This is a genomic window from Mycobacterium barrassiae, assembly GCF_025822765.1.
Classification (GTDB): Bacteria; Actinomycetota; Actinomycetes; order Mycobacteriales; family Mycobacteriaceae; genus Mycobacterium; species Mycobacterium barrassiae.
This window is the reverse complement of sequence record NZ_JACKUK010000011.1, coordinates 146,882-171,495: the sequence shown is the minus strand read 5'-3', so window position 1 is coordinate 171,495 and position 24,614 is coordinate 146,882. Positions and strand designations below refer to the sequence as shown.

Here is a 24,614-nt window from a genome sequence, read left to right as displayed (position 1 = left end):
GCCGACGACCCGACGATAAGTCTCGGACTTCGAATAGTTTTCACGCTATCCCCGATCAGTCACACACGTGTTGGCGCTCGATCTTGCTTCCGAAGCGCATCATCTGTTGAAACGATGGACCGCTGTGCCAGGTGGGCATGCGAGCCTTGATTCCGTCCCGCACGTTCGACATCTGTTGCCACAGGCGGTAGAAGCTCTCGCTGCCGTACAGGGGAAAGAACAATCCGCCCAGGTAGTCCTCTCCGATGGTGAAGGTCTGGACTCTGGGAGTGATGAAATCCAGTGAACGGTCAAGGTTGGCCGTCACGGCGTTCGCCTGCTCGGGGATGCTTGGGGCGGCCCAGTCTCCGTTGGCGGTGATGAGATGCATGTTCAGCCGCTCGGTCTGGGCGCGTACTTCCTCGAATTGCGCGTTGTACCATTGACACAGCTCAGCCTCCGCAGTGATATCCGCGGGAGTGACCTGATCCCGCCATTCTTCAAATGGGTACGGGTACTTCGGTGCCCAATTCGACGGGGTGGGCGTGAACACCGGAAGCAGCGGGCCGGGAGAGTCATCGTTCCTGATCGGATCGGCGAAGGGGACATATGTCTCGCCCGGACCAGGAGGAGGCTCCGGCGCCCAGTCGCGCGGGTCAGCGAGTGCCGGTCCGGCCAACAGCGCAATCACGGACGCAGCGACCGCAACGATCGCCGCTACGGCACCCTCCCGGCGCACATCGCTGCCACGCAACATCTTTCGCTCCTTCCAGCGAAGACCAGCCACCACAATGCGCCTAACCGGACGGGACCACGGCGTCAATGCCACCAACATCGGTGATCTGCCAGTCGTGGTTCCCGTCCATCGTGACGCTGTAGGTCGCTGTCGACTGCAGCCCTTCGGGTGCCTGAGACGTCTTCGTAAGGACACTGACGAACGCATCGACGACGTAGATTCCGCCCGATTCCGATCGCACCTTTGCCACCAACGGCTTGGCGGTGGAGTCCCATTTGAGTGGCACCAGAAGCTGCTCCATGGAGTCGGCTGCTCTGGAGAGCTTGTCGTTCAGCTCCGGCGAAGTCCCAGCGACTAGTTTCGTCTTCCAGGCGTTCAGATCCTGGTAGTTCATCTCAGCGGCGTTCACCGCGTACTCCAGCGCCGCATTCTCAGCGTGCTCGAAGTTCTCCGCCTGCCGGGCCTGCGCTGCGAGTTCCTGCTCGGCACTCATGTACAGCCACGTCAGGACACCGACGGCGATGGCCAGCAGCGCGATGACGGCCCCGACGGACAGCGACCGCACCGACACCGTTGCGGTCGCACGTCGCCTTTCCGCGGCCGGAACGTCTTCGGCTTCTTCGGCTTTCACCTTGGGAGCGCTGCTGGCAGTCTCGTCGAGATCGGTGCTCGCGGTTTCTGTGGTTGACATTTCGGACTCCTCTTCTTGGGCTGTCGGCATTTTCGGTGGCTGGATCACGGTGGCGGAATGGTGACGTGCAGTGTGATCGCGCCATCCTCAGGTACCGCGGCCAGCATGCTCGACAAGATGCGACCTGAGTCGAAGTTCATCAGCGATCCCGCGATGCCGCTCATCTTCGGCAACAACGCCTCGGTGATGACCTTGAGGTCGGGTGCGCGATCGTCCAGGAACGTCTGGATGCGTCCCAAGAAGGTTTGGAGCAACTGCAGATTGTGAGGGTTGTTGTCCCGCACCAGGTCCATCGCGACGTCATACATGTGGTGTAGCCGGGGGCCGAGTAGACGCAGATCCGGCACCAGACTGGCCAAGGTGGGGCCGAGCCAGTCGGCGTTCTCCAGAAGTGTCTGCATGTTGGCGAGGGTGAGCTGCCCACGGCCGTTCATATCCGATGTGGCGTTGCGCAGCAGCACGCTCGTGCGGCGCAGATTAACCAAGACGACGTCTGGGTCCGGAAGCGCGGCATCGGCTTCACCGACGATCTGCTTGAGTTGGCCCGGGTCCATCTGTTGCAACACCCGCACGACGCTGGTCGCCAACTCCGAGATCGACGGAGGCTGCTGTATGACCTCGGTCGCAATCCGTTGTCCGCTCTGCAGCATCGGGCCGACCGAGTTCTGTGGAAACAGCGCGATATAGGTCTCGCCGAGTGCGGACAGATTTTCCAGCCGAACAAAGGTGTCTACGGGAACTTTATGGTCGCCTTCGACGTAGAAGTCGACGGTGGCGTGATCGACGTTGGCATCGATGTGAGTGACCTTGCCGACCGGAACGCCGCGCAGAAGAACCCTCGAGTCGACGACCAGGCCGTTGATGTCGGGCACCTGCATGGAGAGGTCGATACGGTTGGAGGGAGGGGCGATCCGGATTCCGAGGGCGGCGATGTAGGCGATCCCGAACACGATGATCGCTGCAAAGACACCGAACGACAGGAACACTCGCACCAGTCTCACGGCATCGCCCCCAGCATTCGGAGCACGTCCTCGACGTTGCCCGACATTTCGCGGCCGTCAGGTCCAACGATGGAGGTGATGTTGATCGCAGGGTACTTGTCGACCGGCAGGAACAGGTCGGTCCAAAGCTTGCGCCACCTCGGGATCTCATCCTCGACGGCCCACTTGCTGTGCTGGATGGCCTCCATGGTCGTCCCCAACGATTCCAGCAGTGGCACCAGCCAGTAGCCGCCGCTGTAGATGCTGCCGATCGACGGCAGCAGAATTCCGACGTAGGACGCGACTTCCGTGCCGCGGTCGAACCCCAGCATCCCTGCGGGCGAGAACCAGTGCTGGAACTTCGGCAGCTTTGTGTACATGACATCGTCTGTGCCGGCGACCCCTTCGAGCCACTTGTCCACGACGTCGAGGTTGTTCGACAGGTCCGACAGGTCGACGGCGACTCGTCCTGCCAGTTCCCGAATCTCGGCCTCGGGCGGATTCACGTTGTTGATGCGGATCACCGAGTTCTGGGCACGCTGGATCGAACCGCTCGCGACGAAGTTCGCAAGGTTGGCGATGGTGTCTTCGAGCTGGGGCGGCGATGTCGTTTGGATAAGCGGGATGCGCCCACCCGGTGTCAGCGGTGGTGCGGAGACGTCGGTGTCCGGTTCCAACGCGACGTAAATGTCGCCAAGCACTGTGGCTTGTTGCAGCGTCGCATGAATGTTGGACGGCACCTCGACACCGGAGGCGATGCGTGAGGTCACGTTCGCGTGGCCGTCTGCGATGTTGATACCGGTGACCACGCCAACGTCGGTGCCGTCGAGCACCACCTTCGCGCGATCCGGAAGATTGAGGACGTTGGCGAACTCGAGCACGATGTCGTACCCGTCGCGGTAGGCATTGCCGGGCTGGGGTAATGAGTTGACCGTGATCGACGCGCAGGACGTGAGCAGCGCGGCACATGCGAGCAACGCAGCCGCGATCCGGCGGGTCATCGGTGCGCCTGCATGAGTACGTACTGGAGCAGCGCGACGTCGACAGCGTAGGGCTGACCGGCGACGTCCGCGCAACTGCCGGGCATCACGGTGTTCATGAAGCCGCACTGGGCCAGGCCGTCGTGTGTCGGGATCCTGTACATCGGCGGGCGCCACGCAATGGTGAACTGCTGCTTGTTGAAGTGGTTGGCGGCGGTGTTGATCCACCACGGCACGGGATTGAACAAGTCGGCCAGCGCGTTGGAGTGCGGGGTGATCTTCCGCAACGCCATCGCCACCGAATCGAGCGTCAGCTGAGTCTCATCGCCCATGTTCTTCTCGAGGTCCGCGACCAGCGTGACGAGTTCCGGGAACACGTCGGTGAACCGTGCTCCCCCATCGAATGCCGAGTTGACGTCAGGAGTGGTCTGCACCGCGTCCAGCAGAATCTGCTTCATCGGACCCCTGAGGTCTACCAAGGTGGTCGTCAGGTCCGACAAGTTGGCAACGACGGAGGCCATGTCACTGATCGCTTGATCCGGACTGTCGAGCAAGGCCGAAGAAGTCGACAGCAGCCGATTCACGCCTGCGCCGTTGTCGTGCAGTGATCGCGCCAGCCCATCGATCGTGCCCGCGACATTGCTCGAATCTTCCGGGGAGATCGAGTTGACGAATTCGGTGGCCGACCCGATCACCTCGGACAGCGACTTGGGAGTGACGCTGTGGTTCAGTGGAATACACTGTCCAGGAGTCAATTTGGGACCGGACTCGTAGTTCCCGACCAGCTCGAGAGCCCGGTCGGCAAGGATGGAGGTCGACCGCGTTATCGCCTTGACGTCGGCCGGCAACGGGTTGTCGGCGGCGACGGAGAAGTCGACCTGCACGTCGGTGGTTCTGTCGGCGATTTTCGTCACTTCGCCGATGCGATAACCCATCTGGGTCACCGGGTTGCCAACGTAGAGCCCGATGCTGTCGGACATGATCGCGCAGTAGTCAACCGCCTGCTTCTGACCCGCTGGTGCGGCACAACCAACTCCAGTACCTGCAATCGTCAGCGCGATACACCCGGCTACGACGGGCCGAGACCAGTTGGCGTTGCGTGACGTCGGCATCAGCATGGACTCCCCGGCATGGGAAAACACAGGTCGGTCGCCAACAGCTCGGGCCGCGCATTCTGGGCATCGAGCACGCGATCGAGCTTGTTCCTCACCTTTCGCAGGCTGCGGACGACGAGGCCGCTGCGATCCGCCCAAGAACGGAATGTCTGCTGCCAGTTGCGCATCTTCTCGATGAATCGCTGCCGATGCTTGTCGTAGAACGGCCCGAGGGGAAGCAGCGAGTCACCGACCTCGCCCAGGGCCTGCAGCGCTCCGGCGAACCCCTCACCGTAGATGACGAGCGTCTGCTCGAGAATGGCGACTTTCGAGATCAGGACCTTGAGCCCGTCCTTGTAGTTGGCCAAGCTCTCGATGTACTCGTCAGAAAGGTTGAGAATTGCCGAGATCTGTCCGCGCTGGCGGTCCAACGTCTCGACGAGGCTGTTGCCCGCTTGGATGACGGCCGACACGGTTTCCGTATTGGTGCCGGCGAGCCCGCGCTCGATCTCGTCGATCGATTCGCGGATGGGCTTCGGCGCGACCTGATCGGTGATCTTGGTGGCGTCCGTCAGCGTCTGCACGAGGTTGTACGGCATGGTGACCCGTTCGACGGGAATCACACGGCTGCCGAGTGGCTGGTCGCCCAGGGACGTGATGTTCACGTAGTAGCCGCCGACGACGGTGAGCATGCGGACGTCGACTTGAGATTGATCCCCTACGAAGGCGCTGGCGTCCACACTTGTGTCCACCTTGACCCGATTCGGCTCCTTGGAGAGCGACTTCACCTTTCCGACGTCGATCCCGGCAATGCGGACCGAATCTCCGGGGCGCACCGACGACGCGTCGGTGGTGTAGAAGGCAACGGTCTGTCGCCCGGGGGGACTGATGTACAGCATCGCCACGACGACAGCCACGGCCGTGACGACGGCCAGGGCAACGACTCCGTAGACCGTCGGGTTTCGCAACGTCTTCAGGAATTGCACATGACCACCTTCTGACCGTTGAGGAGAACGTCCATCATCGGCGGCAGCTGGGCGGGTCCACGCGAGCACGTCAGGGGCTCCCCTTCGGCAATGGCCGGCGTGTCGATGCCCTCCCAGATGACAGGGAACCGTTTGAACGCCTCGATGGCGTTGTCCAGGTTTGTGAAAGCCTTGTCCAGGGCAATATCGAGGTCGACACCGGGTTTCAAACCGAACGCGCGCATCAAACGCGCGACCGGAAGCGCGAAGCCCGGTCCATAGAGATCGGACTTGCGAAACTCGTCGATGATCGAAAGTGCTTGATCCAAGGGCCGATTGACCCAGTCGATGACCTGGACCAACTTCTGGGAGTTACCGCCCATCTCCGCTGCGACCGCGTCGAGATTGTGCATCAGTGTGGCCACGACCTGCTGGCGATCCGACACGAACTGGGTCAGTGTTCGGATGCTGTCGAGCATGGGCCCCAATCCGCTTCCGTCGCCCGCGAGGTAGGCGGCTGCGTTGGAAGTGAAGGTGTTGATCTCCTCAGGGTTCAAAGTGGCGAGCACCGGTTGCAGGCCATTGAACAAGGTTGTGATGTCCAGCGACGGTTGCGTCATAGCTGTCGGCACATGCGTCACGACCTGTGCCGTCGGGTCTTCTTCCGACGGGTCGACCACGTCGATGTAACGAAGACCAGTCAGTGCCTGGTACTTGACCGCTAATTTGGTCTCCGGCGTGACTGCGAATCGCTTATCGAGCGTGAAGGCAACCATTGCCAGGCTTCGCCCGGATTCCCTGACGAGCTCGATCGACTGCACCTTGCCGACGCGCACGCCCATCACACGTACATCTGCGTCGAGATGAAGTCCCGACACGTCCGTGAAAGCGGCGGAATAGTCCCGTGTTTCGCTCGAGACTGGCTGAAGCATCACATTTGCCAACAGGATGAACAGGACCAGCGCGGCAGCCGCGCTGAGGCCGAACTTCCAAAGATCGCCGACATGCTTCATGGCGTGGCTCCCATTACGCCCAGCGGAGCCGCGACGCCGGGGAGGCTGTCGAGCACGATATGCACCTGCATCGCCCTCTGCTCGGGCGTCCCCCCGTACATGTTCTCGAAGCGCCGCCGAAGCTCGACCAAGGTCTCGGAGATGTCCGGGGGCCTGACGAGTCCTGGCACCGTGTCGGAGAGGATTTTGACGATTTCGACGGCTGGGAGAAGGTCGTCGACGTGTGATGATTCCAGTCGACCGACGGCCGCGAAGAGTCCGAATGCGGCAAGTTCAACCGTGGGTAGATAGTGATCCTTCCAGAACTGTTCTGTCACTTCACCACCCGTATGGTCGAACTCGACCAGACCGGCACGGTCGAACCTGTCGCCCGCGTCCGTCGCAGCGTCCACGAATCCCGGGAACGCGACGCTGAGGCCGGCCGCATTTCTCATCAATTGCGCCGTACTCACCGTCTGCACGTTGTCGACGGCCTTGGTGACAGTCAACATCGTCTCGACCAAGGGATTCAGCCCGTCCACATATCGCGTGGAGCGGTCGATGACGCTGACCAACTGGGGGGTGACGACACCATCGGTGATGTCACCCAATCGAGAGAGCAGGGTCTGCAGCGTGTAGTTGCCACGCGTGGCCGCCTCGATCTGCATACCGTCACGCAGGGGTTGGCCGCCATGGCCTTTCGAGATATTGATACCTGTGACACCGAAGTAGTTGGCGGGCCGGAAGTCGATGGTAAACGTGTCGGTGAGCCCTGCCGCCGCGCTCGTGCGCAGGTCGGCGTTGAGGCGCACGGCGCCACCGGGCAGGCTCGAAACCTTCTTGACCTCCCCCACTTCGACGCCGTGCATGATCAGAGCCGTGCCGGTGTCGACACCTTGACCGACGTATGGACTGTCGATCTGGATCGAGATGAGATCCTTTGGGCGGCTTGCGAAGGGATTGGCAACGACGAGCGCGATGGCGACGGCAATCGCGAGAACGACACCCACGCCGACGACTGTGAGGATGCGTGTCTCCTCATCTGCTGTCTTCCGCATCAGCACGTCGATCACCTAACCCTTGAAGACGAACTCGGGACGTAGTCCCCAAAGGGCAACAGTGAGCAGGAAATCCAAGACCATGATCGCGACGAGGCTGGCGCGTACCGCACGTCCGGAGGCCTGACCCACGCCTACCGGACCGCCCGATGCGAAATATCCGTAATAGCAGTGAATGATGGTCACTGCCGCGCAGAAGACAGCGGCCTTCAACAACGAATACGCGAGATCCGTGGGTGACAGGAACTGGACGAAGTAGTGTTCGTACGTTCCGCCGGGCTGGCTGAAGAAGACCCGGATCATCCTGTCGGACACGAAGAAGCTGAGAATCAACGTCAGGACGAAACCCGGCACGACGCACAACATGGCACCAACGAGGCGGGTGCCTACCACGAACGGTATCGGCCGCAGTCCCATCGCTTCGGTCGCGTCGATTTCCTCCGAGATCCGCATGGACCCGATCTCCGCGGTCATCCGACAACCCGCTTGAGCTGAGAACGCAATTCCTGCGACGAGCGGAGCCATCTCTCGGACGTTTGCAAGACCGCCGACGATGCCGGACAGAGCGCCAAACCCAATGATGTTCAACGTGGAGAACGCTTCGATCGCGATCGAGGCACCCACGGCCACGCCGAGGATGATCAGGACGCTGATCACCCCGCCGTCGACGATCAAGGATCCGCGGCCCCAGGCCAGGTTGTTCATGACCTGAAAGGTCTGCCGGCGGTAGCGCCGAAACACCCATGGGAGCAGCCAGAGGGTCTGCCCGATGAACATCGCCCATTGACCCGCGGTCCGGAATGGCTCACGAACGACACGGGCTACCGTTCTCGCGAGATTCCAGGACCGCGTCGGCGCGGCGACCCGAGACACCGTCATCACGCGACCGCCATCGGGAAGAACATCGATTGCAGTTGGGTGATGGCAAGATTCACGATCACTACGCCCACGACGTTGAGCGCCACGGAAGAATTCACCGCATCGGCGACGCCGCGCGGACCACCCTTGGCCTCGGTACCTCGAAGCGAGGAAATGATCGCGACGATCGCGGCGAACGTAGCGGCCTTGGCCATGGCGAACCAGACGTCGGTCATCTTGGCGAAGGACCCGAACGACATCCAAAAGCTGCCTGACGTCACGCCGCTCACGGTCAACGCCAGTGCATAGGACGCGGCGACCGCGGAGGCGATGATGATGGTGCACAGAATCGGCGAGATGAGAATGAGGGCAATGAAGCGCGGCACAACGAGCCTGCGCACAGGATCGATTCCGAGGACGCGCATCGCGTCGAGCTCTTCGCGTATCTGCCGGGCGCCAAGATCGGACGCAATAGCTGAAGCGGCTGCACCGCCCATCAGCAGGCCGGCCGTAATCGGTGCGCCCTGGCGAATCACGCCAACGCCGCTCGCCGCGCCGACCAGCGAGCTGGCGCCGATCTGGTTGACGAGTCCTGAGGTCTGAACCGACACCATCGCACCGAACGGGATCGCCATGAGGATCGCCGGTGTCGCTGTCACCTTCAACAAGAACCACGCCTGGGAAATCGTCTCCCCCCAGGGCAGACGAAACGTGACGGCGTCGACCACGATGTATCGCAGGACCGAGACGGCCATGACCACGCCGCGCCCGGTTGTGGCGGCGCTTTGCACCGGGATAGCTACGATCCGCGCGGCGACTTTGCTGAGACCAGCAAGCGCTGTTCCGCGCAGCTGCCCGCCGGAACGAACGCTAGTCGTCACGATCGCCATCTGAGTGCTGCCGCAATGCTCCACCCTGCCCGGTCGATTGTTGGAAGTTCACTGATCGGGATACAAGTCAGATGTCTACCACATCATCGCACCCCGTTCTAGCCCCAAAACCCCGGAAATTTTCGTATGAGTGCTGTTAGGGTTTAGATCGCGTAGCAGGATGCCCCAGCTGCTGCGGACTATATGACTATGCCCGGGGTAGCTTTCGTATCACTTGAACTGCTCACGCCACACCGCCTGACGAGGGAAGTCGACATGTCTACGCAGCTGAGCTGGGCGGCCGTGGGGCCGCAATCTGCCCCGGCCAGTGGGGAACGGGCGCCGGCAGTCGGCTTGCCGCGGCTTCGAACTGCCGAACCATCGGCGAGTCAACTGAGGCTGAGGCGGATCTCGGACCTGTCGGGGCGCATCCCAAAGGGGCACGTTGTCAGCATTCATGCGGGGGGAGCCGAGATCGAGTCCGCGCCCTTCGCCAGCGGACCGGACTGGGATTTCAGCGGATACCAGAACACGTCTCCGACGTGCACACCCGGAACGTCGACCCGTCCAGCGAAGATTAGCTGCAGCGTCAATAAGCGGGTATCCGACGTTGCTGGCTCACGTCAACACTCATTGAGTGGCAGGGTCCTGCGGCGACGATTGCCGACATCTCGCTCATCCCGCGGTCGGGGCGCAACACCGACGTACCGGTGCGAATGACCCTGCGATGGCAGCCCCTGATCGTCAGTCCGAAGGTGTCATCCTTCGCTCGCCTGCGACTAGCGCGCCCCCGGCCGCCGTGTCGTCCTCGGTGCATTTGAATGCCGCGAACCGTGCAGATCCCGACGAAATCGACCGTGCACTAATCGATTTGCTGCTCCGCGACGTCAAGATGACGAATCGCGAGCTGGCAGCAAGCATCGGAATCAGCGAGTCGGCCGTGAGCAGCCGGCTGCGCAATCTCACCGCATCGGGCGCAATCAATTTCACCGCCATAATCGACTGGGAGGAGGCGGGTTTCGAGTGGCTGGTCATCGCTCGAATACGAACGCACAACCGACCTCCTCGAGAGGTTGCAGAAGCCGTGAGCAACCTGGCGCAGTGCCTCGTTGCAGCGGTGAGCCTTGGCGACCACAACGTCGTCGCTTACCTGTTGGTCCAGGACCGTGCCGAACTGAAGCGGCTTACCAACGATGACTTGCCTTCGATAGCAGGAATCGCGCACATGAGTTTGGATCTCGCCACCGACACGGTGATCACTCCGAACGGACGCCGCGTGTTCGTGGGTCGCGGGGTGCCGCTCCTACGCCTGCCCGCACCACGCGTTCAGCTTGACGACCTGGACGTGGCCATTCTCGAGGCACTGATCGAAGATGGTCGCCAATCCAATCGCAGGATCGCTCATGCGCAGCGAGCATCAGAGGGCACAGTTCGCGCCCGAATCAACCGACTGGTGCAAGCCAACCTAGTTCGAGCCGTCGCGATGGTTGATCCCGTTGCCCTCGGGTTCGCTGCCGTCATCGCCACTATCAGTATTCGAGCCGACAGAACTCGCATCATGGAGATCAGGAATGAGCTGGCTGCGATTCACGAGATTGCCTTCATGGCGGTCTGCGTCGGCGACTCTGACCTCAGTATCGCGCTCACCGCGAACGCCCCCGAAGAACTCGTCGAGGTGATCGCCGAGCGGGTACAGACCATCCCCGGAATCCACAACATAGAGATTCTGCTGTTCGTCGACATCGTTCTCTTCAGTCCCTACATGAAACGCCTCGCCAACACTGGGCGGTAGACGACGCGGCCACCGCCACCGCCAAATCAGTCGGAACAACCCCTCCTGCGACATGCGACTTCGCTAAATGGCGATGATCAGCGCTTGCACGCGAACTTTGCGTAGAGTAGCGGGGTCAGGGGGCCGCTGCCCCCTCTTGTCATGCAGATGGGAAAGATGGTGGCTAAAGCAGTCGGGCCTGCGCACAAGCGCCTTGAGGCAGTGAGTTCTGCTGCGAGTTCCGGTCCAGAATTAGACCACCTGGACCGAGCGCTGATCGAGCAGCTCCGCCTGGACGGACGCAAGGGCAACCGTTCCCTCGCAACCGAACTGAACGTCAATGAGGTGACCGTTGCCGCCCGGTTGCGCCGGCTCGAAGATGCCGGCGCGCTGCGAGTGGTCGCCATCACCGACATTCGGCTGTTTGGTCACCGGGAATTCGCCTTCGCCATGATGAACGTGTCTGGCCGACCGGTGTACTCCGTAGCCGCCGAAGTTGCCGAATTGTCCGAGGCTATCGGTGTCACGATCTGCACCGGCCGCTACGACATCATCGTGCCGATGCTGGGGCGGGACAAACTTCACCTTGCCGAGCTATTCAACACGACGCTTGCAAAGATCAAGGGCGTCAGCGCCGTACACGGCTGTATCGCGCTCGACGTCTTGAAATACGACTCAAAGTGGTCGCTGCTCAACGTCGACCCCGGCACCATGCCCGAAGCTCAACCGAGCGACACCGTCGACGAGATGGACCTCGCGATCATCGAAAAACTTCAATTGAATGCGCGACGAAGCAATCGTCAGATCGCCACGGACCTCGGCGTCTCCGAGGGCACCGTCCGTGTACGTATCAAGAGAATGCTTGCTGACAGGGTTTTTCGCATCCAGGCGGTCTCCGACATCGTCGCAGCGGGTATCAGCGCACACGCGTTCGTCGGCGTGAAGGCGGCGCCGGGCAAGGTGGCCGATGTCGCCACTGCGCTCGCTAAGCGCGATGATGTCGCTCAAGTCACCCGAGTACTAGACGATTTCGATCTCATCGCCGTATTGATCGCCCCAGACCGAAGTGCACTCATTGCCGGCATTCTCGACGAGATCGCGGTCACGCCGGGAGTTCGCAGCATCGAGGTCTTCGACGGAGTCGACACTCTCAAGCACACCTACGCGTGGACCTGGATTGTCTGACTAGCGGGATCGTCTCAGTTTCGGGATGCGATTGAAGGCGCTTTGTCGGCCAACGCCCATATCCACGAGAACGACGTTAGCGCAGTGCTTTCCGGGCAGGCCGGATACGCCTCCGCCGGGATGGCAACTCGCAGAACCGAGATACAGCCCATCGATGACAGTGCGATAACCACCGGCGCCTGCGGCGGGACGGATCGGTCCAATGCGAGTCGGCAGGTTGTCGATGTGATAGATGCAGCCGTTCTCCGCGCCTGTTCGCGCGGCGAGGTCTTGGGCCGTCTCGACGAAGGTGCCAATCTGCAAACGTTTGAAATCCGGTGCAGCTTCGGCCACCTTCTCCTCTAGTCGGCGCTCTGCCTCGCCCCGCCACTTGTCCCATCCGCCAACCGGTTCCACCGGGGCCGGGCTGTACAGCTGAACAACATCTTGACCCTCGGGCGCCTGACTCGGATCGACGGCAGAGAGTATGCCCAGACAGAAGGTGGTCCGATCGGGCAATTCGCCGCGCGCCGACTGTTCGCCTGCGGCGACAACTTCTTCGAGGGTGCCCATATAGATGGCGGGCTTGCGTAGGTCCACGCCGTCTCGCCGGTTCGGCTGATGGTTCGACAGTTCAATTCGGCCCGAGAGGGCAGCGTTGATGGTGAACGTGCCAAGACCGGTTGCATTGGCCGGAGCCTTTCGAAGCCGCGCAGCGATTTCCGCAGGTAGTGCCTCACCCACGAGCTCGGGAACGCGGTGCACGGGGCATGCTGCGATAACGGCGTGGCCAGCGTGAAGTTCGGTACCGTCGACCAGCTCGACGACGCCGCCACGCCTGTGCATCCGAATCGTCGCGACCTCACTGGACAGCCGAACTGTGCCGCCGTGCGCTGTCAGGCATCGTTCCAGGGCGGCCACCAGTCCGCCCATCCCGCCGACGGGCCGAGCCGCCCCCTTGTGGTGGATCATCGAAGGCGCCAAGAGCGCGATGGCGCTGCCGTCAACTGAGAGTGGGGCAAGGATTGCTCCGGTGCCAGCGAAAATCCCGCGAACTGCCTCCGATTCAAACAACGACTCGATGCCGTCCGCAGCGGTGGCGGTCAGGGCGGAAGCCAGTAGTGCTCGAACTCGACGTCCTCCGGCAACGGCCCGCAGCGCCGCGCTGATGGTGTCCAAGCTCGGCCGCTTGGGAAGCGAGAGTCCATATGCATCCTGGATTTTCAGGATCTTGATGGCAGCCTCAGTGAGCTCTGCATACGTCTCGGCATCCCGCCTGGAGAAGCGCCTGATGTCGTCGACCGTCTTGCGGAGATCCGCCTGAAGCACGATGGATTCGCCGTTGTCACCGAGCCAGGCCCACCCGTGCGCGTCGAGGTCACGATGCCCGAACTGCTCGAGTCCGAGTTCCCGACCGACGCCCGCCGCCCGAAAATAGACGTTCTCCCAGGCTCCTGGACTCAGAATGTGATCCGGGGCGTCTGGAACGAATGCCCGCGACGCCGCCATTCCGCCCAGCCAGTCACGCTGCTCCAGCACGATGACACGGAGTCCTGCCTTGGCCAGATAACAGCCCGCGACTAGGCCGTTGTGTCCCCCACCCACAACAATCACGTCGTAGTGTTTCTGGTCGAGGTCGTTCATCATCGACTCCGATGCTCCGTCCTCGACGCCGATTCGATTGTGGCGAAGGTGATTCGACGAAGTAGCTCGCGTGAAGCGGTTACTTCGTTCAACCATGAGCCACTGGCAGCGACCACGTCGACCTTCCTTGGGACGAGAAGTGATGTGGACAACAATAGGGTTCAAGTCGAAGTCTGGGGCCGTCAACGGCCGACCCCACGCACCACTTCGGCCACCGAGACTCAGGGCCCACCGCCGTCATTTCGTAGCTACCTCGGGTTCGGTGACCTTCTGCGCGGATTTGTTCGTAAGCGCGGGCGCCGGCGGGTGGAGCTGCGCGACGTATTCGTCTGGTTTGAAGCGCCTGGTCGCTCGTGCGTACGCCAGGTGCGAGGCGGGCCACATCGCCGTGACCCTGCCCTGGTCGTTGGTGTACCAGCCCGGGCAGTTGTCCGTGAAAACGGTGCGGTCGAGTTTGGCATCCAGCCAGGCTTGAAACTTCTGGTACGTGGCCGTGCCCACCTCGAGTGATGCCAGCCGCTCGCGTTGCTTGTGCTGAACCGCCTGGCGGATATACGACGCCTGCCGCTCCAACAGGAACACGATCGTGTTGGTGATGCTGTTGGTGTTGGGTCCGAACAGCATGAACATGTTCGGGAAGTTGGGAACCGACATGCCTAGGTACGCCGCGGGGCCACCCGCCCACTGCGCGTGCAGATCAACGCCGCCGCGCCCACGAATCTTGATGGGAGCAAGGAATTCGCTCGCCTTGAAGCCGGTGCACCACACGATGACGTCGGCGTCGATATGTCGGCCGTCGGCGGTGATTACGCCACTCTCATCGACGGACGCGACCGCCGAGCCGATGAGGTGGACATGGTCTCGTCCGATCGTCGGATACCAGTCATTAGACAGCAGCAGGCGATTGCAGAGCAGTCGGTAATCAGGAATTGCCGCTGCCACCTCGGCCGGATCCTTCACATGTCGCTTCAACCGAAAAATCAGGTACCACTGAGAGAGTCGTCGCACCGGCTCGGCGGCCCGCGTTACCAGTGGATAGCGAACTTCATAGGCCAGAAACAACGCGATGTGGTGCAGGGTGCGTAGCCAACCGAAGCGACGCATCAGCGCGGTCTGCAGCCGACCCGGCACTCGCTTGCTCTTCCACATCACCCAGTTGGGTGAGCGCTGCACGACGGTGAGGTCTTTGACGCGGTCGGCGATGGCCGGCACAACCTGAATCGCGCTTGCGCCGCTGCCCACGACGACAACCTTCTTGTTCGTGAGATCCACATCGTGGTTCCACTGCGCCGAGTGGAAGGAATCGCCCTGAAACCTTTCCAATCCGGCCACGTTGGGCATTTTGGGCCGGCTCAACTGGCCTGTCGCCAAGATTAAGATGTCGACCGTCACCGACTCCCCTGCCGTTGTCGTCACCGTCCACTTGCCGGCGGCCTCGTCGAAATCTGCGGTGGCAACTTCGGAATCGAAACGAATCATCGGCTGAATGCCGAACTCGACCGCCACTTCGGACAGGTAGTGCTGGATTTCCGACTGCGACCCGAACAGCGCTGACCAGTCGGGCTTCAGTGCATATGAGAACGAATAGATCGGCGACGGCACATCACACGCTGCCCCGGGATAGGTGTTGTCGCGCCACACCCCACCTATCGCCGATGCCCGCTCGAAGATCGTGATGTCGTCGATGCCCGACCTTTTGAGTTCGATCGCTGCCGCGAGTCCCCCGAAACCGCATCCGACGATCGCCACCGACGTGTCGGACTTCGGGCGCCGACGAGTCACGTTCTCAAGCACGCGTTGCACGCCCACGTTGACCTCTCCCTTTCACTGGTCAGAAAATCGCCCGCGAACAACGAGCGTTCGCGTACATCGGCTGCTCGTGAGCCTGTACTACGACGTCGAGGCCGACGTACTCCGCAGAACCGGCATCGATTGCGGCGGTGGCGGATTGGTGTCGCGCGCCGCCCTACCGAGGACATACTCCGCTGTGGACCCCGGCCAGTTCTTGGTCAGGTAGTCGACCTTCACCAGGCACGACGCGGCATCGGGGACCTCGAATTTGGCTTTGCGAGTGCGTGAGCCTGGCGCGGTATCTGCGGCCTTACCGCGACGGTAGATCGGTGCGATGTGCTCACCGAGGAACTTCTCGAACACCGCCTGACCCTGGCCTCCGGTGAACCATTTGGACAGTGCTCGCAGCGCCATCTTGGTCGCCAGCTGTGAACCGAGCTTGGGGCGGCGGTTGATGGCTACCAGTTCCCGCTCTTCCCACGACATCGTCAGCAGCGCCATATCGGCAAACGCCCGGAGTGCGAACATGGCAGGCCTGCGCAGAACGGGATGCAGATCTCCGATCACAGTCCCTGCCGGATACTCACCAGTCGCGAAGGGAGACAGGATCTCCCGCGCCTGAAGCCCCGTTGCGAAGCGGTTTCTGGCGTGAGCGATGAAGTCGACGAGTTCACCGTACGTCGACGGCAGATGGTCGGGATTGGTGCCCAGCAGCGCGGCAGGCACCTTCTGCTCCATGCAGAACTGATCGCGTTCAACGCTTGTCAATTCGCCGTGCAACAGTTCATAGGTGGCCAGAAATGAGTCCGACAGCATCGCTTGGGTCAACGCCAGCTCGTACTCGGCGTCAGCCCGATACGGGATCTGCGTCAACGGCTCCACCCCTACGATCCGGGCGTGGCGCCGACGCACGATGCCACTCACATGCTCGGCGTCATCGGGGCTGCCGTAGGTTGCCGCGTACGTGTACCAGGCGACGTGCTTGAACCTGCCAACTGGATCGTCGTTGAAGCTGTCGTGGTCCACCGCCGCCGCCGCGAAGGCCGGATGCAGCGTCAACAGCATCGCCTCACGCAGAAGACCGATGATGAACACGGTCGGGTCCATCATCACGCGCCAGGTGACGGAGCCAGGACCGAGCGCGAAATCCGTTGCACCTTCCTCGGGCGGGGTCTCCGACTTGTCGGTCGATACGGCCGCGATCTTCATATCAAGCCTCTCTGCATCAGGCGGCGCACCGGCGGGACATAACCAGAGCAGATTCCCGAGCGCTGCATGCTGCCAAACGAGCGGTTGCAAGCGGTCTCAACACGCATATTATTTAGTCTTGCGCCTCCAAGTCAAGAATATGCGTACTTTTACTAGCCAATGACGCCGCAATCATTCGTGAGTCCCTGTGACCTCCCGTGATCCGACGTCCCCTGTCGCCGCGTCAACGGGTGGGCGCCGTGCCGATACGTGTTGGTTAACTATAACCGGCATTGAGTACAAATTTGCGATCCAAATTGCAGTATTATCTACGCACACTGCACTCGTCTGCTGCCATCATCGAGCCCAGCCGAGGAGGGAAGACGATGAACCCCACCGTCCCGGACATGCCGATACGCGAGGCGCCGCAGGGCGCGCTCATCGCCTACACCGTGCTGATGGTGCTTACCACGTTGGCGTTCTTCATGTGGTGGGCGTTGCGTGAGCGCAAGCGCGGGCCGGCACTCCTGCTGTTTTTGATCGGCGGCGCAATCTCCGAATTGATGGAGCCCTGGTTGGACAACGTCGTGTTGGTCGGATATCCGCCGCACCAGGTGACCCCGGTGTTCGTGGCGTTCGAACGGGCCGTCCCGATCTTCGTCCCCATCGGCTACGCGTGGTTCTGCGGGGGGTTGCTCTATGTGCTCTACCGCGCATTCTCGAAGGAGTTCACCGCACGCAAGATCTGGATCCTTTACGGCATAGTCGCGGTGATCGACTTCATCGCGATCGGCCTCTCTGCTTGGCTTGGCATTCTCGAGTTCTTCGGCGATCCGCCCATGAAGATTGCCGGATTCGTGGTGTGGTGGGCGGCCATCGACGCCCTGCAGATCGTGCTGGGTGCCACGCTGGCGGTGTTCCTGGTGCCCGTCCTGCGTGGTGCGCAGCAGTTGTGGCTCCTCCTAGTTGTTCCGTCCGTAGTCCTCGGTGCCGCAGCGGGAATCGTCGGCTGGCCGATCTCCACCGCGCTCAATTCGGGTTGGCCGATGTGGGCGAAGTATGTCTGTGCACTCGCCTCCATCGGCATCAGCCTGGCGTGCACGCACTTCGTCGCGCAGTGTGCACCGCGCGTCGTAAACCAGCTCCGTCGCTTGCAGGCGTCACCGGAAAGTGTCGGGTCAAGCAAGGCGCCTTCGCTACAGCCTGACAGGATGCGTACCAACTATTGATCTCGGATACGCATATATGCGAGCATCATGGCAGTTTGGTTTCATATGCAACACATGGCCGCCAATAGCGCCGCATGCTCGGATGTCGCTGCAAGGCAACGACATCCAGCAGCACCGATAAAGACAAGAGGTGACCGATGACCGAGCTGATCCTTAGCCAGGCGCCACCTATGTACCCGGTTCCGCCCGCGGATCTGTCCGCACCGTTCGGCTGGAGCTTGGCCTTTACCGTCATCTGTGCCATCTTCTGGCTGCTCGCCCTGACCTGGGTTGTCCGGCTCGCTCTGCGCGGTGAAAAACTCGGCCTGGTCTTTCTGCTCGGTGGGTTGTGCATGGGACTCCTCGAGCCCTACCTGGACTACCTCGGCCTACTCTGGTTCGCCAGCGACAACGTCGCCGTCACCGTCAACCTGTTCCAGCGCCACATTCCCCTCTACGTGGTCCTCGGGTACTCGTTCTTCTTCGGGCTACAGGCGTACGTCATCTATCGTGCGATCGTGCTCGGCAAGGGCGCGAAGTTCTTCCTCTACGCGTACGGCCTTTCGTGGCTGTTCGATGCGGCTCTGCAGATCACGGGCGCCCAACTCGGGCTCTACAAGTACTACGGGCAGCAGCCGTTCCTGTTCTTCGGTGCACCGGCGTGGTGGTACACCATCGACGCCACCCTGCAACTGGCCGCGGGGCTCGTGTTCTTCCTGCTCCGGCATCGCTTGGTCGGTTGGGGTCAATTGATAGTGATACCAATGCTTCCCGGCATTTACGCCGGCCTCAACGGCGCGCTCGGATGGCCTACGTTCACCGCGCTGAACAGTAACTTCGATCCCGAGCTCAACGGCAACAGTTCCACGGCGCTGGTCTGTCTCGGCGGCGTCGTCACCATCGTCCTCACCGGACTGCTGGTTTGGCTCCTCATCACCGAAATCGGCCGCGCCCAACGGCGGGCAGGCATCGACGTCAACCGCAACGTCACGCTGCGCGAAGTGCTGTTGGCCAAGATCGGCATCGGTCTCGACGATCCGGCAGCGGTCACCTCCGAAGACTTCCTCAGTCAACCGGTCCGACGCTGACAGCGGGACAGCACCGCTGTAGCGGGTGTCACCCGCCCACGGGCGTGCGCGAAAGACCGTGTGTCGCCGTCAGATCCGCACCCGCGTCTAGACGGCGGTGCCGTCGGCCACCCACGGCACCTTGCCGGCCGTGGCGCCGTCCAGCACCATCGTGGCGACCCGCTCCCGGTGCTGCTCGGCGTTACCCAGCAACACCGCATTGGTGGCGGCGCGCTTGAAGTAGAGGTGTGCCTGATGCTCCCAGGTGAACCCGATTCCGCCGTGCACCTGAATGGCGTCTGCGGCGACGTGGCTGCCGGCGGCCGAGCAGACCGCCTGCGCGATGCTCGTCGCCAATGCCGCGTCGTCGGATCCGTCGGTGAGCGCCCAGATCGCGTGGTACGCCGTCGATCTCGCGTGCTCGACGTCGACGAGCAGATCGGCGAGCCGGTGCTTGACCGCCTGGAACGATCCGATCGGCCTGCCGAACTGCAGCCGCGACTTCGCGTAGTCGACGGACAAGTCGAGCAGGTGCTGCGCGGCGCCGACCTGCTCGACCGCCAGCAGTGCCGCGCCAACCTGCAGCGCATGCTCGAGCACGCGCGCGGTTTCGTCGGGCCCAGCGATCAAAGTTGCGGGCGCCTTCGAGAAGGCGATGTTCACCTCGGAGCGGGTCAAGTCGAGCGTCGCGAGCGGCGTGCGTTCCACGCCGTCGGCTGCGGCGTCGACCGCGTAGAGCGCCACCCCGTCTGCCCCGCGGGCCGCGACCAACAGCACGTCGGCGATGCCGCCGTCAACCACCTGGTTCACCGTGCCCGAAACGGCGTCGCCCTCGGCGGTCACCGACACCGCATCCGGGTCGAATACGCCCGACTGATCCGCGACCGCAACGGCCGCGGTGCGCCTGCCCTCGATCAGGTCACCGAGCAGTTCGTCTCGCGCGGGTCCGGACGAGGCCGCGACCAACGCGGGGATCGCAACGTAGACAGTGCCGAACAGCGGACCACACGCCAACCGCGCGCCGAGTTCCTCGATGGCCACCGCCTGATCGACCAACGTGCCGCCGACTCCCCCGTCGGCCTCCGGCACGGACAACCCCAAGACGCCGAGCTCGGCGCCGAGCCGCGCCCACACCTTCGCGTCGAACGGCGGATCGGACTCCATGAGCGTCCGGATCTTGTCCTCCGCGAAGTGCTCGGCGCTGAACTTGCGCACCGCATCGCGCAGTTGCGCCTGCTCTTCGGTGAACCGGTACTCCGCTTGGAACACAGGCTGTTCCGCAAGCTTGTCAGCCACGGGGAATCTCCTTCCACCGCATGCCCGAATCGGCACGCAGGTCGCCGGGCAGTCCGAGGATGCGCTCGCCGAGGATGTTGCGCATCACCTCCGAGGTACCGCCTTCGATGGTGTTGGCGCGGCTGCGCAGAAACTTCTGCTGGATGGGCCCCTGCCAGTCCCGCTCGCCGGTGGCCGCGCCCTGGCTGTAGCCGCGGTATAGAAGTCCTTCGGGCCCAAGGAAATCCATGCACCACTGGTAGATGTGCTGATTCAGCTCGGCACCGACCAGCTTGCCGATCGAACCCTCCGGGCCGGGGCCGCCGACCGTCGCGGCGGCACGTGAGCGTTCCGAGGTCAGGCGCTGCGCCTCCGAGCGCAGCCACAGCTGGGTGAGCCGGTCACGCAGCACGGGCGTGTGGCGCTCGGGTCGGGACGCCCACAGCGCGGTCGCATCGGCGATGGTGCCCGCGCCGCGCCGGCTGCCGCTGCCGCCGAGGGCGGTGCGTTCGTTCATCAGCGTCGTCATCGCGACGTTCCAGCCGTTGCCCACCTCACCGAGGCGGTGCTTGTCCGGAATGCGCGCGTCGGAGAAGTACACCTCGTTGAATTCGGCCTGCCCGGTCATCTGGCGCAGTGGTCGCGTCTCGACGCCTTCACCGTGCATGTCGATGACGAAGTAGGTCAGACCCTTGTGCTTGGGCACGTCCGGATCGGTGCGTGCCAGGAGCAGGCCCCAGCGCGCTCGATGGGCCAAACTCGTCCACACCTTCTGACCGTTGATGACCCAGTCGTCGCCGTCGCGCACCGCGGTGGTGGCCAGCCCCGCGAGATCGGACCCGGCGCCCGGCTCGGAGAACAACTGACACCACAGATCCTCGGTGGTGGCCAGCGGTCGCAGCCACTGGCGCTTCACCTCGTCGGTCTGCGCGTGCTCGCGGATCGTCGGCGCAGCCATGCCGTAGCCCATCGGGTTGAGCCCGAGTGGCACCGGCCCGCCCGCACCCTGCAGGATTCGGTCGGCCACGGCCTGCAGGCCACGCGAGACCCCGAGCCCGCCGAGGCCTTCGGGAAAGTGCACCCAGGACAGGCCCGCGTCGTAACAGGCGCCCAGGTATTCAGGGATGGGCACCTTCTTCGGATCGTGGTCGGCGACCACGCTCCGCGCCAGTTCGGCGACCCGTTCGGCATCAGCGTCGTTGCTCATAACCAGTCACGATAGAAACTCGACACCTGTCGACCGTCAGCGGGGACCTCGATGGGCCTGCTAGGCGTGTTTCAGGCGCACTTTCCGGCCAAACTTCCCGTTTCACGATTGTTATTCAGGTTTGTCTCAGTTGTCACACGGGTAACACAGGTAACAAGGGAGTGCGTGGCTCGCCACGCTCCAAGAAAAGAAGAAAGAGTGGAATGGAATATTCGGATGCATACCGTTCTGTACTGCAGCCCAAAGGGCGTCGTTTATGAAACCCGGGCCTATAGCAAGGCCGATATCGATCAGCTCGTAGCAACCCACGGTCTGCAGTGCTTGACCAGCACAGACCGCCAGTACGACTTCTGGTTCGCCGCGTCGCCACCGAAGTGTCAACGCCGAGCCAACACCACTGCCACTGAATTACTGATGGCAACAACGACTTTCACCGCGCGAACCGTGCCGCTCCTGCGTGGCTGCGTCGTCATCGCCACCCATGACTCCGACGGTGACCTCGACGGGCTCAGCTGGCAACAACTGGACGAGCTCGCCGCGAAGAACCGCGCGATAACCAGCAGGCAGGCCCGCGTTCTCGCGCGCAGGGTCGCCAGGGACGCCCGCAGGCGGCGCCCCCGCCCCGCGCGTCGTATCGCCCAGCCCACCGTTGCCCAGGTGCAACAGCCGATGGACGCCGCCAGTAGTCGCTAGGCGCGCATAGGGAGCGTTGACACGTCGCGGGGTGTCGGCAACACTCCGGTCGTGACCGAATCGGGGTGGGCGAATCTGGTCGCCGGGCTCGAAGCCGCAGGAAAGCACCTCGACGAATCCACCCGGGATCTCGATCCCGCCGAGCGCGCCGATGGTCAACGCGCACTGCTGCGCGCGGTCAACAACCTGCTCGGTCGGTTCGAAACCTCAGGCGACATACCAGAACTCACGCCGTTCAACGGGTGGCGGCAGAAGTTCTTCATGGACAACCCCGACTACCGCTACTGGATCACCGACATCGGTGACGGCACCGGCTATCGCGTCACCGGCAACGTCGGATCGTCGGTCTACCAATCGATCACGGTGTACGCCGGGCGCAGCGTCGCCGATGCCTCGGCAGTGGCGCGGGTGGATTCCGACGATGTCGCGGTCGACGCGGACGGCAACTTCACCGTCACGCTTACCCGCGGGCCCGGCACCTCGCCGTCGGAGGTGGAAATTCCGGCCGAGGCGTCGTCGGTCTGGGTGCGCTACGTCCACGACGAGCAGGCACCGGAGGAGCCGGGCTCATGCCGGATCGAACGGCTCGACGCGCCTGGCCCGCCGACGGCACCCGACGACGCCAAGTTCGCACGCGATCTGTCGCGTCTCGGGGCGTTCATCTCACAGGTCCCGCGCGCATTCGAGATGTCGGCGGCCGAAGACCTCGCGCAGTCCAACTCCGTGCGGCACTGGTCGGAGATGACGGGCGGCGCGGCGTTCACCGAACCCGGCATCCACTACCTGCGAGGGTCGTGGTCGTTGGCACCCGACGAGTGCCTGGTCCTCGACGGCCCGCTCGTGGCGTGCCGACACTGGAACATCGTGCTGTACAGCAGATTTCTGAATTCCCTCGACTATCGGCGCCGCACGGTGTCCCGAACCGCGACGACCGCCACTGTCGACGACGGGCGGTATCGGTTCGCGCTCGCCGGCCGCGATCCGGGCCTGGCCGGCCATGACTGGCTGGACACCGAGGGCCGCACGTTCGGAATATTCGTGATGCGGTTCCTGCAACCCGCTTCCGAACCGACCCTCCCCGACGTGCAAGTGGTGCGCACATGACGTGGCAGCCCACCCCACGCACCGCCACCGCCCGCGCGATCTACGAGGCCGCCGAACAGGACCGCGCGAGTCGGCCGGAACGCTACCTCTTGAAACCCAGCGCAGTACTTGATCGCCTGGCAGCGCGCGGCTTTCACGAAGACCAGTTCGCCACGGGGTGGCGCGCCGGACTGGAGGCGTTCCTGCGGTCGGCGGACGAGGAGGGTCGCCTCAACGCGGTGGGCGCACGGACGGCGGTGCAGTCGGCGATCGGCCGGTTGACCGCCGGGGCGAAGATCACGCAGTGGCGCGAGGAGAACCCTGCGAGAGCCGACGTACCACTGGCACCGCCGATCGTCATCGTCGGCGGATGGCGCACCGGGACGACGTTCCTGTTCCGTCTGCTCGGCAGCGATCCGCGGCTACACGCCCAGCTCCCCGCCGAACTCGCCGCGCCGTGGTTGTTCGCGGAGTCGGCACCGAACGCCGGGCCCGAATTGTCCGCCGCCGGAACCGAAATGCTTCACACGCTCAATCCCGATATGGCGTTCGTGCATCCGTCGGGTCCGACGCTGCCCGAGGAGTGCGTTCTCGGAATGGGCACCGACATGCGCAACTGGGGCTTCACGTCGTTCATGCGGCTGCCCGCGTACGCCGCATGGCTGGCCGGCGAGGACTTCGGCGATTCGTACGCGCGCTATCGCGAAGCGCTGCAGATGCTGGCGTGCAACGACGACCGCCGGTTCGTACTGAAGGCGCCGGCCCACACCGCCGAACTTCGGCATATCGCGCGAGAGTTCCCCGGTGCCATCGTGATTCAGATCCACCGCGATATCGTGGCGACCATCGCGTCGGGCGCCAGCCTGTTTGCGGTGTACCAGTCGACCTACAGCGACGACGTGGATGCCGTCGACGTCGGATGCCGCCAGGCGGATCAGACCGAGCTGTGGTTCCGGCGGGCGGCGGAGTTCCGCTCGTCACCGGACCGCGACGCGGTCACGCTCATCGACGTCGATTACCGGGAACTGGTCGATGACACCGTGCGCGTGCTGGAGAAGATCTACTCCGCCGTCGACATGCCGGCGCCGGCGCTCGACGAGTTCATCTCCGATTACCACGCCGCCCATCCGCGCGATGCCCACGGGACCCACCGCTACGAGCTGGCCGATTTTGGACTCGACGCGGCCGAAGTACGTGAACGCTTCGCCCTCCTGGGAGGTAGCAGTTTTCGTCCCTAGCGGCGATTTCGACACCATGGCTGTGGAAAACGCTCAAGGACGCCTCATTCACAGCCCTGATGTAGAAACGGACACTAGGCCTC

General features: G+C 63.0%; 23 protein-coding genes. 7 read left to right on the top strand and 16 right to left on the bottom strand.

Annotated features, from left to right (window positions below):
* Positions 1 to 55: 55 nt before the first annotated feature.
* From H7J93_RS03115 to H7J93_RS03065, 11 genes are all read right to left on the bottom strand, one after another.
* Positions 56 to 736: a hypothetical protein gene (locus H7J93_RS03115; protein WP_267304827.1), complete on the bottom strand. Its 681-nt coding sequence runs from the start codon at positions 734 to 736 to the stop codon at positions 56 to 58.
* A 40-nt stretch (positions 737 to 776) separates the two neighbouring features.
* Positions 777 to 1,406, bottom strand: a complete 630-nt coding sequence (locus tag H7J93_RS03110; protein ID WP_267304826.1) for a hypothetical protein — start codon at positions 1,404 to 1,406, stop codon at positions 777 to 779.
* Positions 1,407 to 1,450: 44 nt separating this feature from the next.
* Positions 1,451 to 2,407, bottom strand: a complete 957-nt coding sequence (locus H7J93_RS03105) for an MlaD family protein (RefSeq protein ID WP_267304825.1) — start codon at positions 2,405 to 2,407, stop codon at positions 1,451 to 1,453.
* Entirely contained in the window at positions 2,404 to 3,387 is a 984-nt protein-coding gene (locus H7J93_RS03100; RefSeq protein WP_267304824.1) for an MlaD family protein, read from the bottom strand. Before H7J93_RS03100 ends, H7J93_RS03105 begins: the two co-directional genes overlap by 4 nt.
* On the bottom strand, positions 3,384 to 4,478 hold the full coding sequence (locus H7J93_RS03095) for an MlaD family protein (RefSeq protein ID WP_372507772.1): 1,095 nt from the start codon (positions 4,476 to 4,478) through the stop codon (positions 3,384 to 3,386). The genes H7J93_RS03100 and H7J93_RS03095 overlap by 4 nt, the downstream gene beginning before the upstream one ends.
* On the bottom strand, positions 4,478 to 5,437 hold the full coding sequence (locus tag H7J93_RS03090) for an MlaD family protein (protein ID WP_276021260.1): 960 nt from the start codon (positions 5,435 to 5,437) through the stop codon (positions 4,478 to 4,480). Before H7J93_RS03090 ends, H7J93_RS03095 begins: the two co-directional genes overlap by 1 nt.
* A complete protein-coding gene (locus H7J93_RS03085; protein ID WP_267304821.1) occupies positions 5,434 to 6,438 on the bottom strand; it encodes an MlaD family protein in 1,005 nt (334 codons plus the stop codon). Before H7J93_RS03085 ends, H7J93_RS03090 begins: the two co-directional genes overlap by 4 nt.
* The gene (locus H7J93_RS03080) at positions 6,435 to 7,475 is read right to left on the bottom strand and encodes an MlaD family protein (protein WP_267304848.1); all 1,041 of its coding nucleotides are present in this window, start codon (positions 7,473 to 7,475) and stop codon (positions 6,435 to 6,437) included. The genes H7J93_RS03085 and H7J93_RS03080 overlap by 4 nt, the downstream gene beginning before the upstream one ends.
* Positions 7,476 to 7,490: 15 nt before the next feature.
* Positions 7,491 to 8,354: an MlaE family ABC transporter permease gene (locus H7J93_RS03075; protein WP_372507771.1), complete on the bottom strand. Its 864-nt coding sequence runs from the start codon at positions 8,352 to 8,354 to the stop codon at positions 7,491 to 7,493.
* Positions 8,354 to 9,223, bottom strand: coding sequence for an ABC transporter permease (locus H7J93_RS03070; RefSeq protein ID WP_267304820.1), 870 nt, complete (start codon positions 9,221 to 9,223; stop codon positions 8,354 to 8,356). Before H7J93_RS03070 ends, H7J93_RS03075 begins: the two co-directional genes overlap by 1 nt.
* A gap of 434 nt (positions 9,224 to 9,657) precedes the next feature.
* On the bottom strand, positions 9,658 to 9,795 hold the full coding sequence (locus H7J93_RS03065; RefSeq protein WP_267304819.1) for a hypothetical protein: 138 nt from the start codon (positions 9,793 to 9,795) through the stop codon (positions 9,658 to 9,660).
* A 134-nt stretch (positions 9,796 to 9,929) separates the two neighbouring features.
* Between H7J93_RS03065 and H7J93_RS03060 the strand changes: the two genes are divergently transcribed.
* Positions 9,930 to 10,994 (top strand): Lrp/AsnC family transcriptional regulator, encoded by a 1,065-nt coding sequence (locus H7J93_RS03060; protein WP_267304818.1) that lies wholly within the window; start codon positions 9,930 to 9,932, stop codon positions 10,992 to 10,994.
* A gap of 147 nt (positions 10,995 to 11,141) precedes the next feature.
* Complete coding sequence (locus H7J93_RS03055; protein ID WP_267304817.1) at positions 11,142 to 12,158, top strand: Lrp/AsnC family transcriptional regulator; 1,017 nt, start codon at positions 11,142 to 11,144, stop codon at positions 12,156 to 12,158.
* Here H7J93_RS03055 and H7J93_RS03050 read toward each other — a convergent pair whose 3' ends face one another.
* The 3 genes from H7J93_RS03050 to H7J93_RS03040 form a co-directional block, all read right to left on the bottom strand.
* Positions 12,159 to 13,781, bottom strand: coding sequence for a phytoene desaturase family protein (locus tag H7J93_RS03050; protein ID WP_267304816.1), 1,623 nt, complete (start codon positions 13,779 to 13,781; stop codon positions 12,159 to 12,161).
* Positions 13,782 to 14,018: 237 nt separating this feature from the next.
* Positions 14,019 to 15,590: a flavin-containing monooxygenase gene (locus H7J93_RS03045; protein WP_267304815.1), complete on the bottom strand. Its 1,572-nt coding sequence runs from the start codon at positions 15,588 to 15,590 to the stop codon at positions 14,019 to 14,021.
* An 81-nt stretch (positions 15,591 to 15,671) separates the two neighbouring features.
* A complete protein-coding gene (locus H7J93_RS03040) occupies positions 15,672 to 16,781 on the bottom strand; it encodes an oxygenase MpaB family protein (RefSeq protein WP_267304814.1) in 1,110 nt (369 codons plus the stop codon).
* 365 nt (positions 16,782 to 17,146) lie between these two features.
* Between H7J93_RS03040 and H7J93_RS03035 the strand changes: the two genes are divergently transcribed.
* Both H7J93_RS03035 and H7J93_RS03030 read left to right on the top strand, forming a co-directional pair.
* On the top strand, positions 17,147 to 17,989 hold the full coding sequence (locus H7J93_RS03035; protein WP_267304813.1) for a hypothetical protein: 843 nt from the start codon (positions 17,147 to 17,149) through the stop codon (positions 17,987 to 17,989).
* Between the two features lie 137 nt (positions 17,990 to 18,126).
* Positions 18,127 to 19,056: a hypothetical protein gene (locus tag H7J93_RS03030; RefSeq protein ID WP_267304812.1), complete on the top strand. Its 930-nt coding sequence runs from the start codon at positions 18,127 to 18,129 to the stop codon at positions 19,054 to 19,056.
* A gap of 87 nt (positions 19,057 to 19,143) precedes the next feature.
* Here H7J93_RS03030 and H7J93_RS03025 read toward each other — a convergent pair whose 3' ends face one another.
* On the bottom strand, positions 19,144 to 20,331 hold the full coding sequence (locus H7J93_RS03025) for an acyl-CoA dehydrogenase family protein (protein WP_267304811.1): 1,188 nt from the start codon (positions 20,329 to 20,331) through the stop codon (positions 19,144 to 19,146).
* Positions 20,324 to 21,517 carry an acyl-CoA dehydrogenase family protein gene (locus H7J93_RS03020; protein ID WP_267304810.1) on the bottom strand — a complete coding sequence of 398 codons (1,194 nt, stop codon included), beginning with the start codon at positions 21,515 to 21,517 and terminating at the stop codon, positions 20,324 to 20,326. The genes H7J93_RS03025 and H7J93_RS03020 overlap by 8 nt, the downstream gene beginning before the upstream one ends.
* Positions 21,518 to 21,733: 216 nt before the next feature.
* On the opposite strand from H7J93_RS03020, the gene H7J93_RS03015 reads away from it, so the two are divergent.
* Genes H7J93_RS03015 through H7J93_RS03005 form a run of 3 tightly spaced genes read left to right on the top strand, consistent with a single transcriptional unit; the run spans position 21,734 to position 24,531 of the window.
* Positions 21,734 to 22,210 carry a hypothetical protein gene (locus H7J93_RS03015; RefSeq protein ID WP_267304809.1) on the top strand — a complete coding sequence of 159 codons (477 nt, stop codon included), beginning with the start codon at positions 21,734 to 21,736 and terminating at the stop codon, positions 22,208 to 22,210.
* A gap of 51 nt (positions 22,211 to 22,261) precedes the next feature.
* Positions 22,262 to 23,314, top strand: a complete 1,053-nt coding sequence (locus tag H7J93_RS03010) for a DUF1214 domain-containing protein (RefSeq protein ID WP_267304808.1) — start codon at positions 22,262 to 22,264, stop codon at positions 23,312 to 23,314.
* Positions 23,311 to 24,531, top strand: coding sequence for a sulfotransferase family protein (locus H7J93_RS03005; RefSeq protein WP_267304807.1), 1,221 nt, complete (start codon positions 23,311 to 23,313; stop codon positions 24,529 to 24,531). The genes H7J93_RS03010 and H7J93_RS03005 overlap by 4 nt, the downstream gene beginning before the upstream one ends.
* The last annotated feature ends 83 nt before the right edge of the window (positions 24,532 to 24,614 follow it).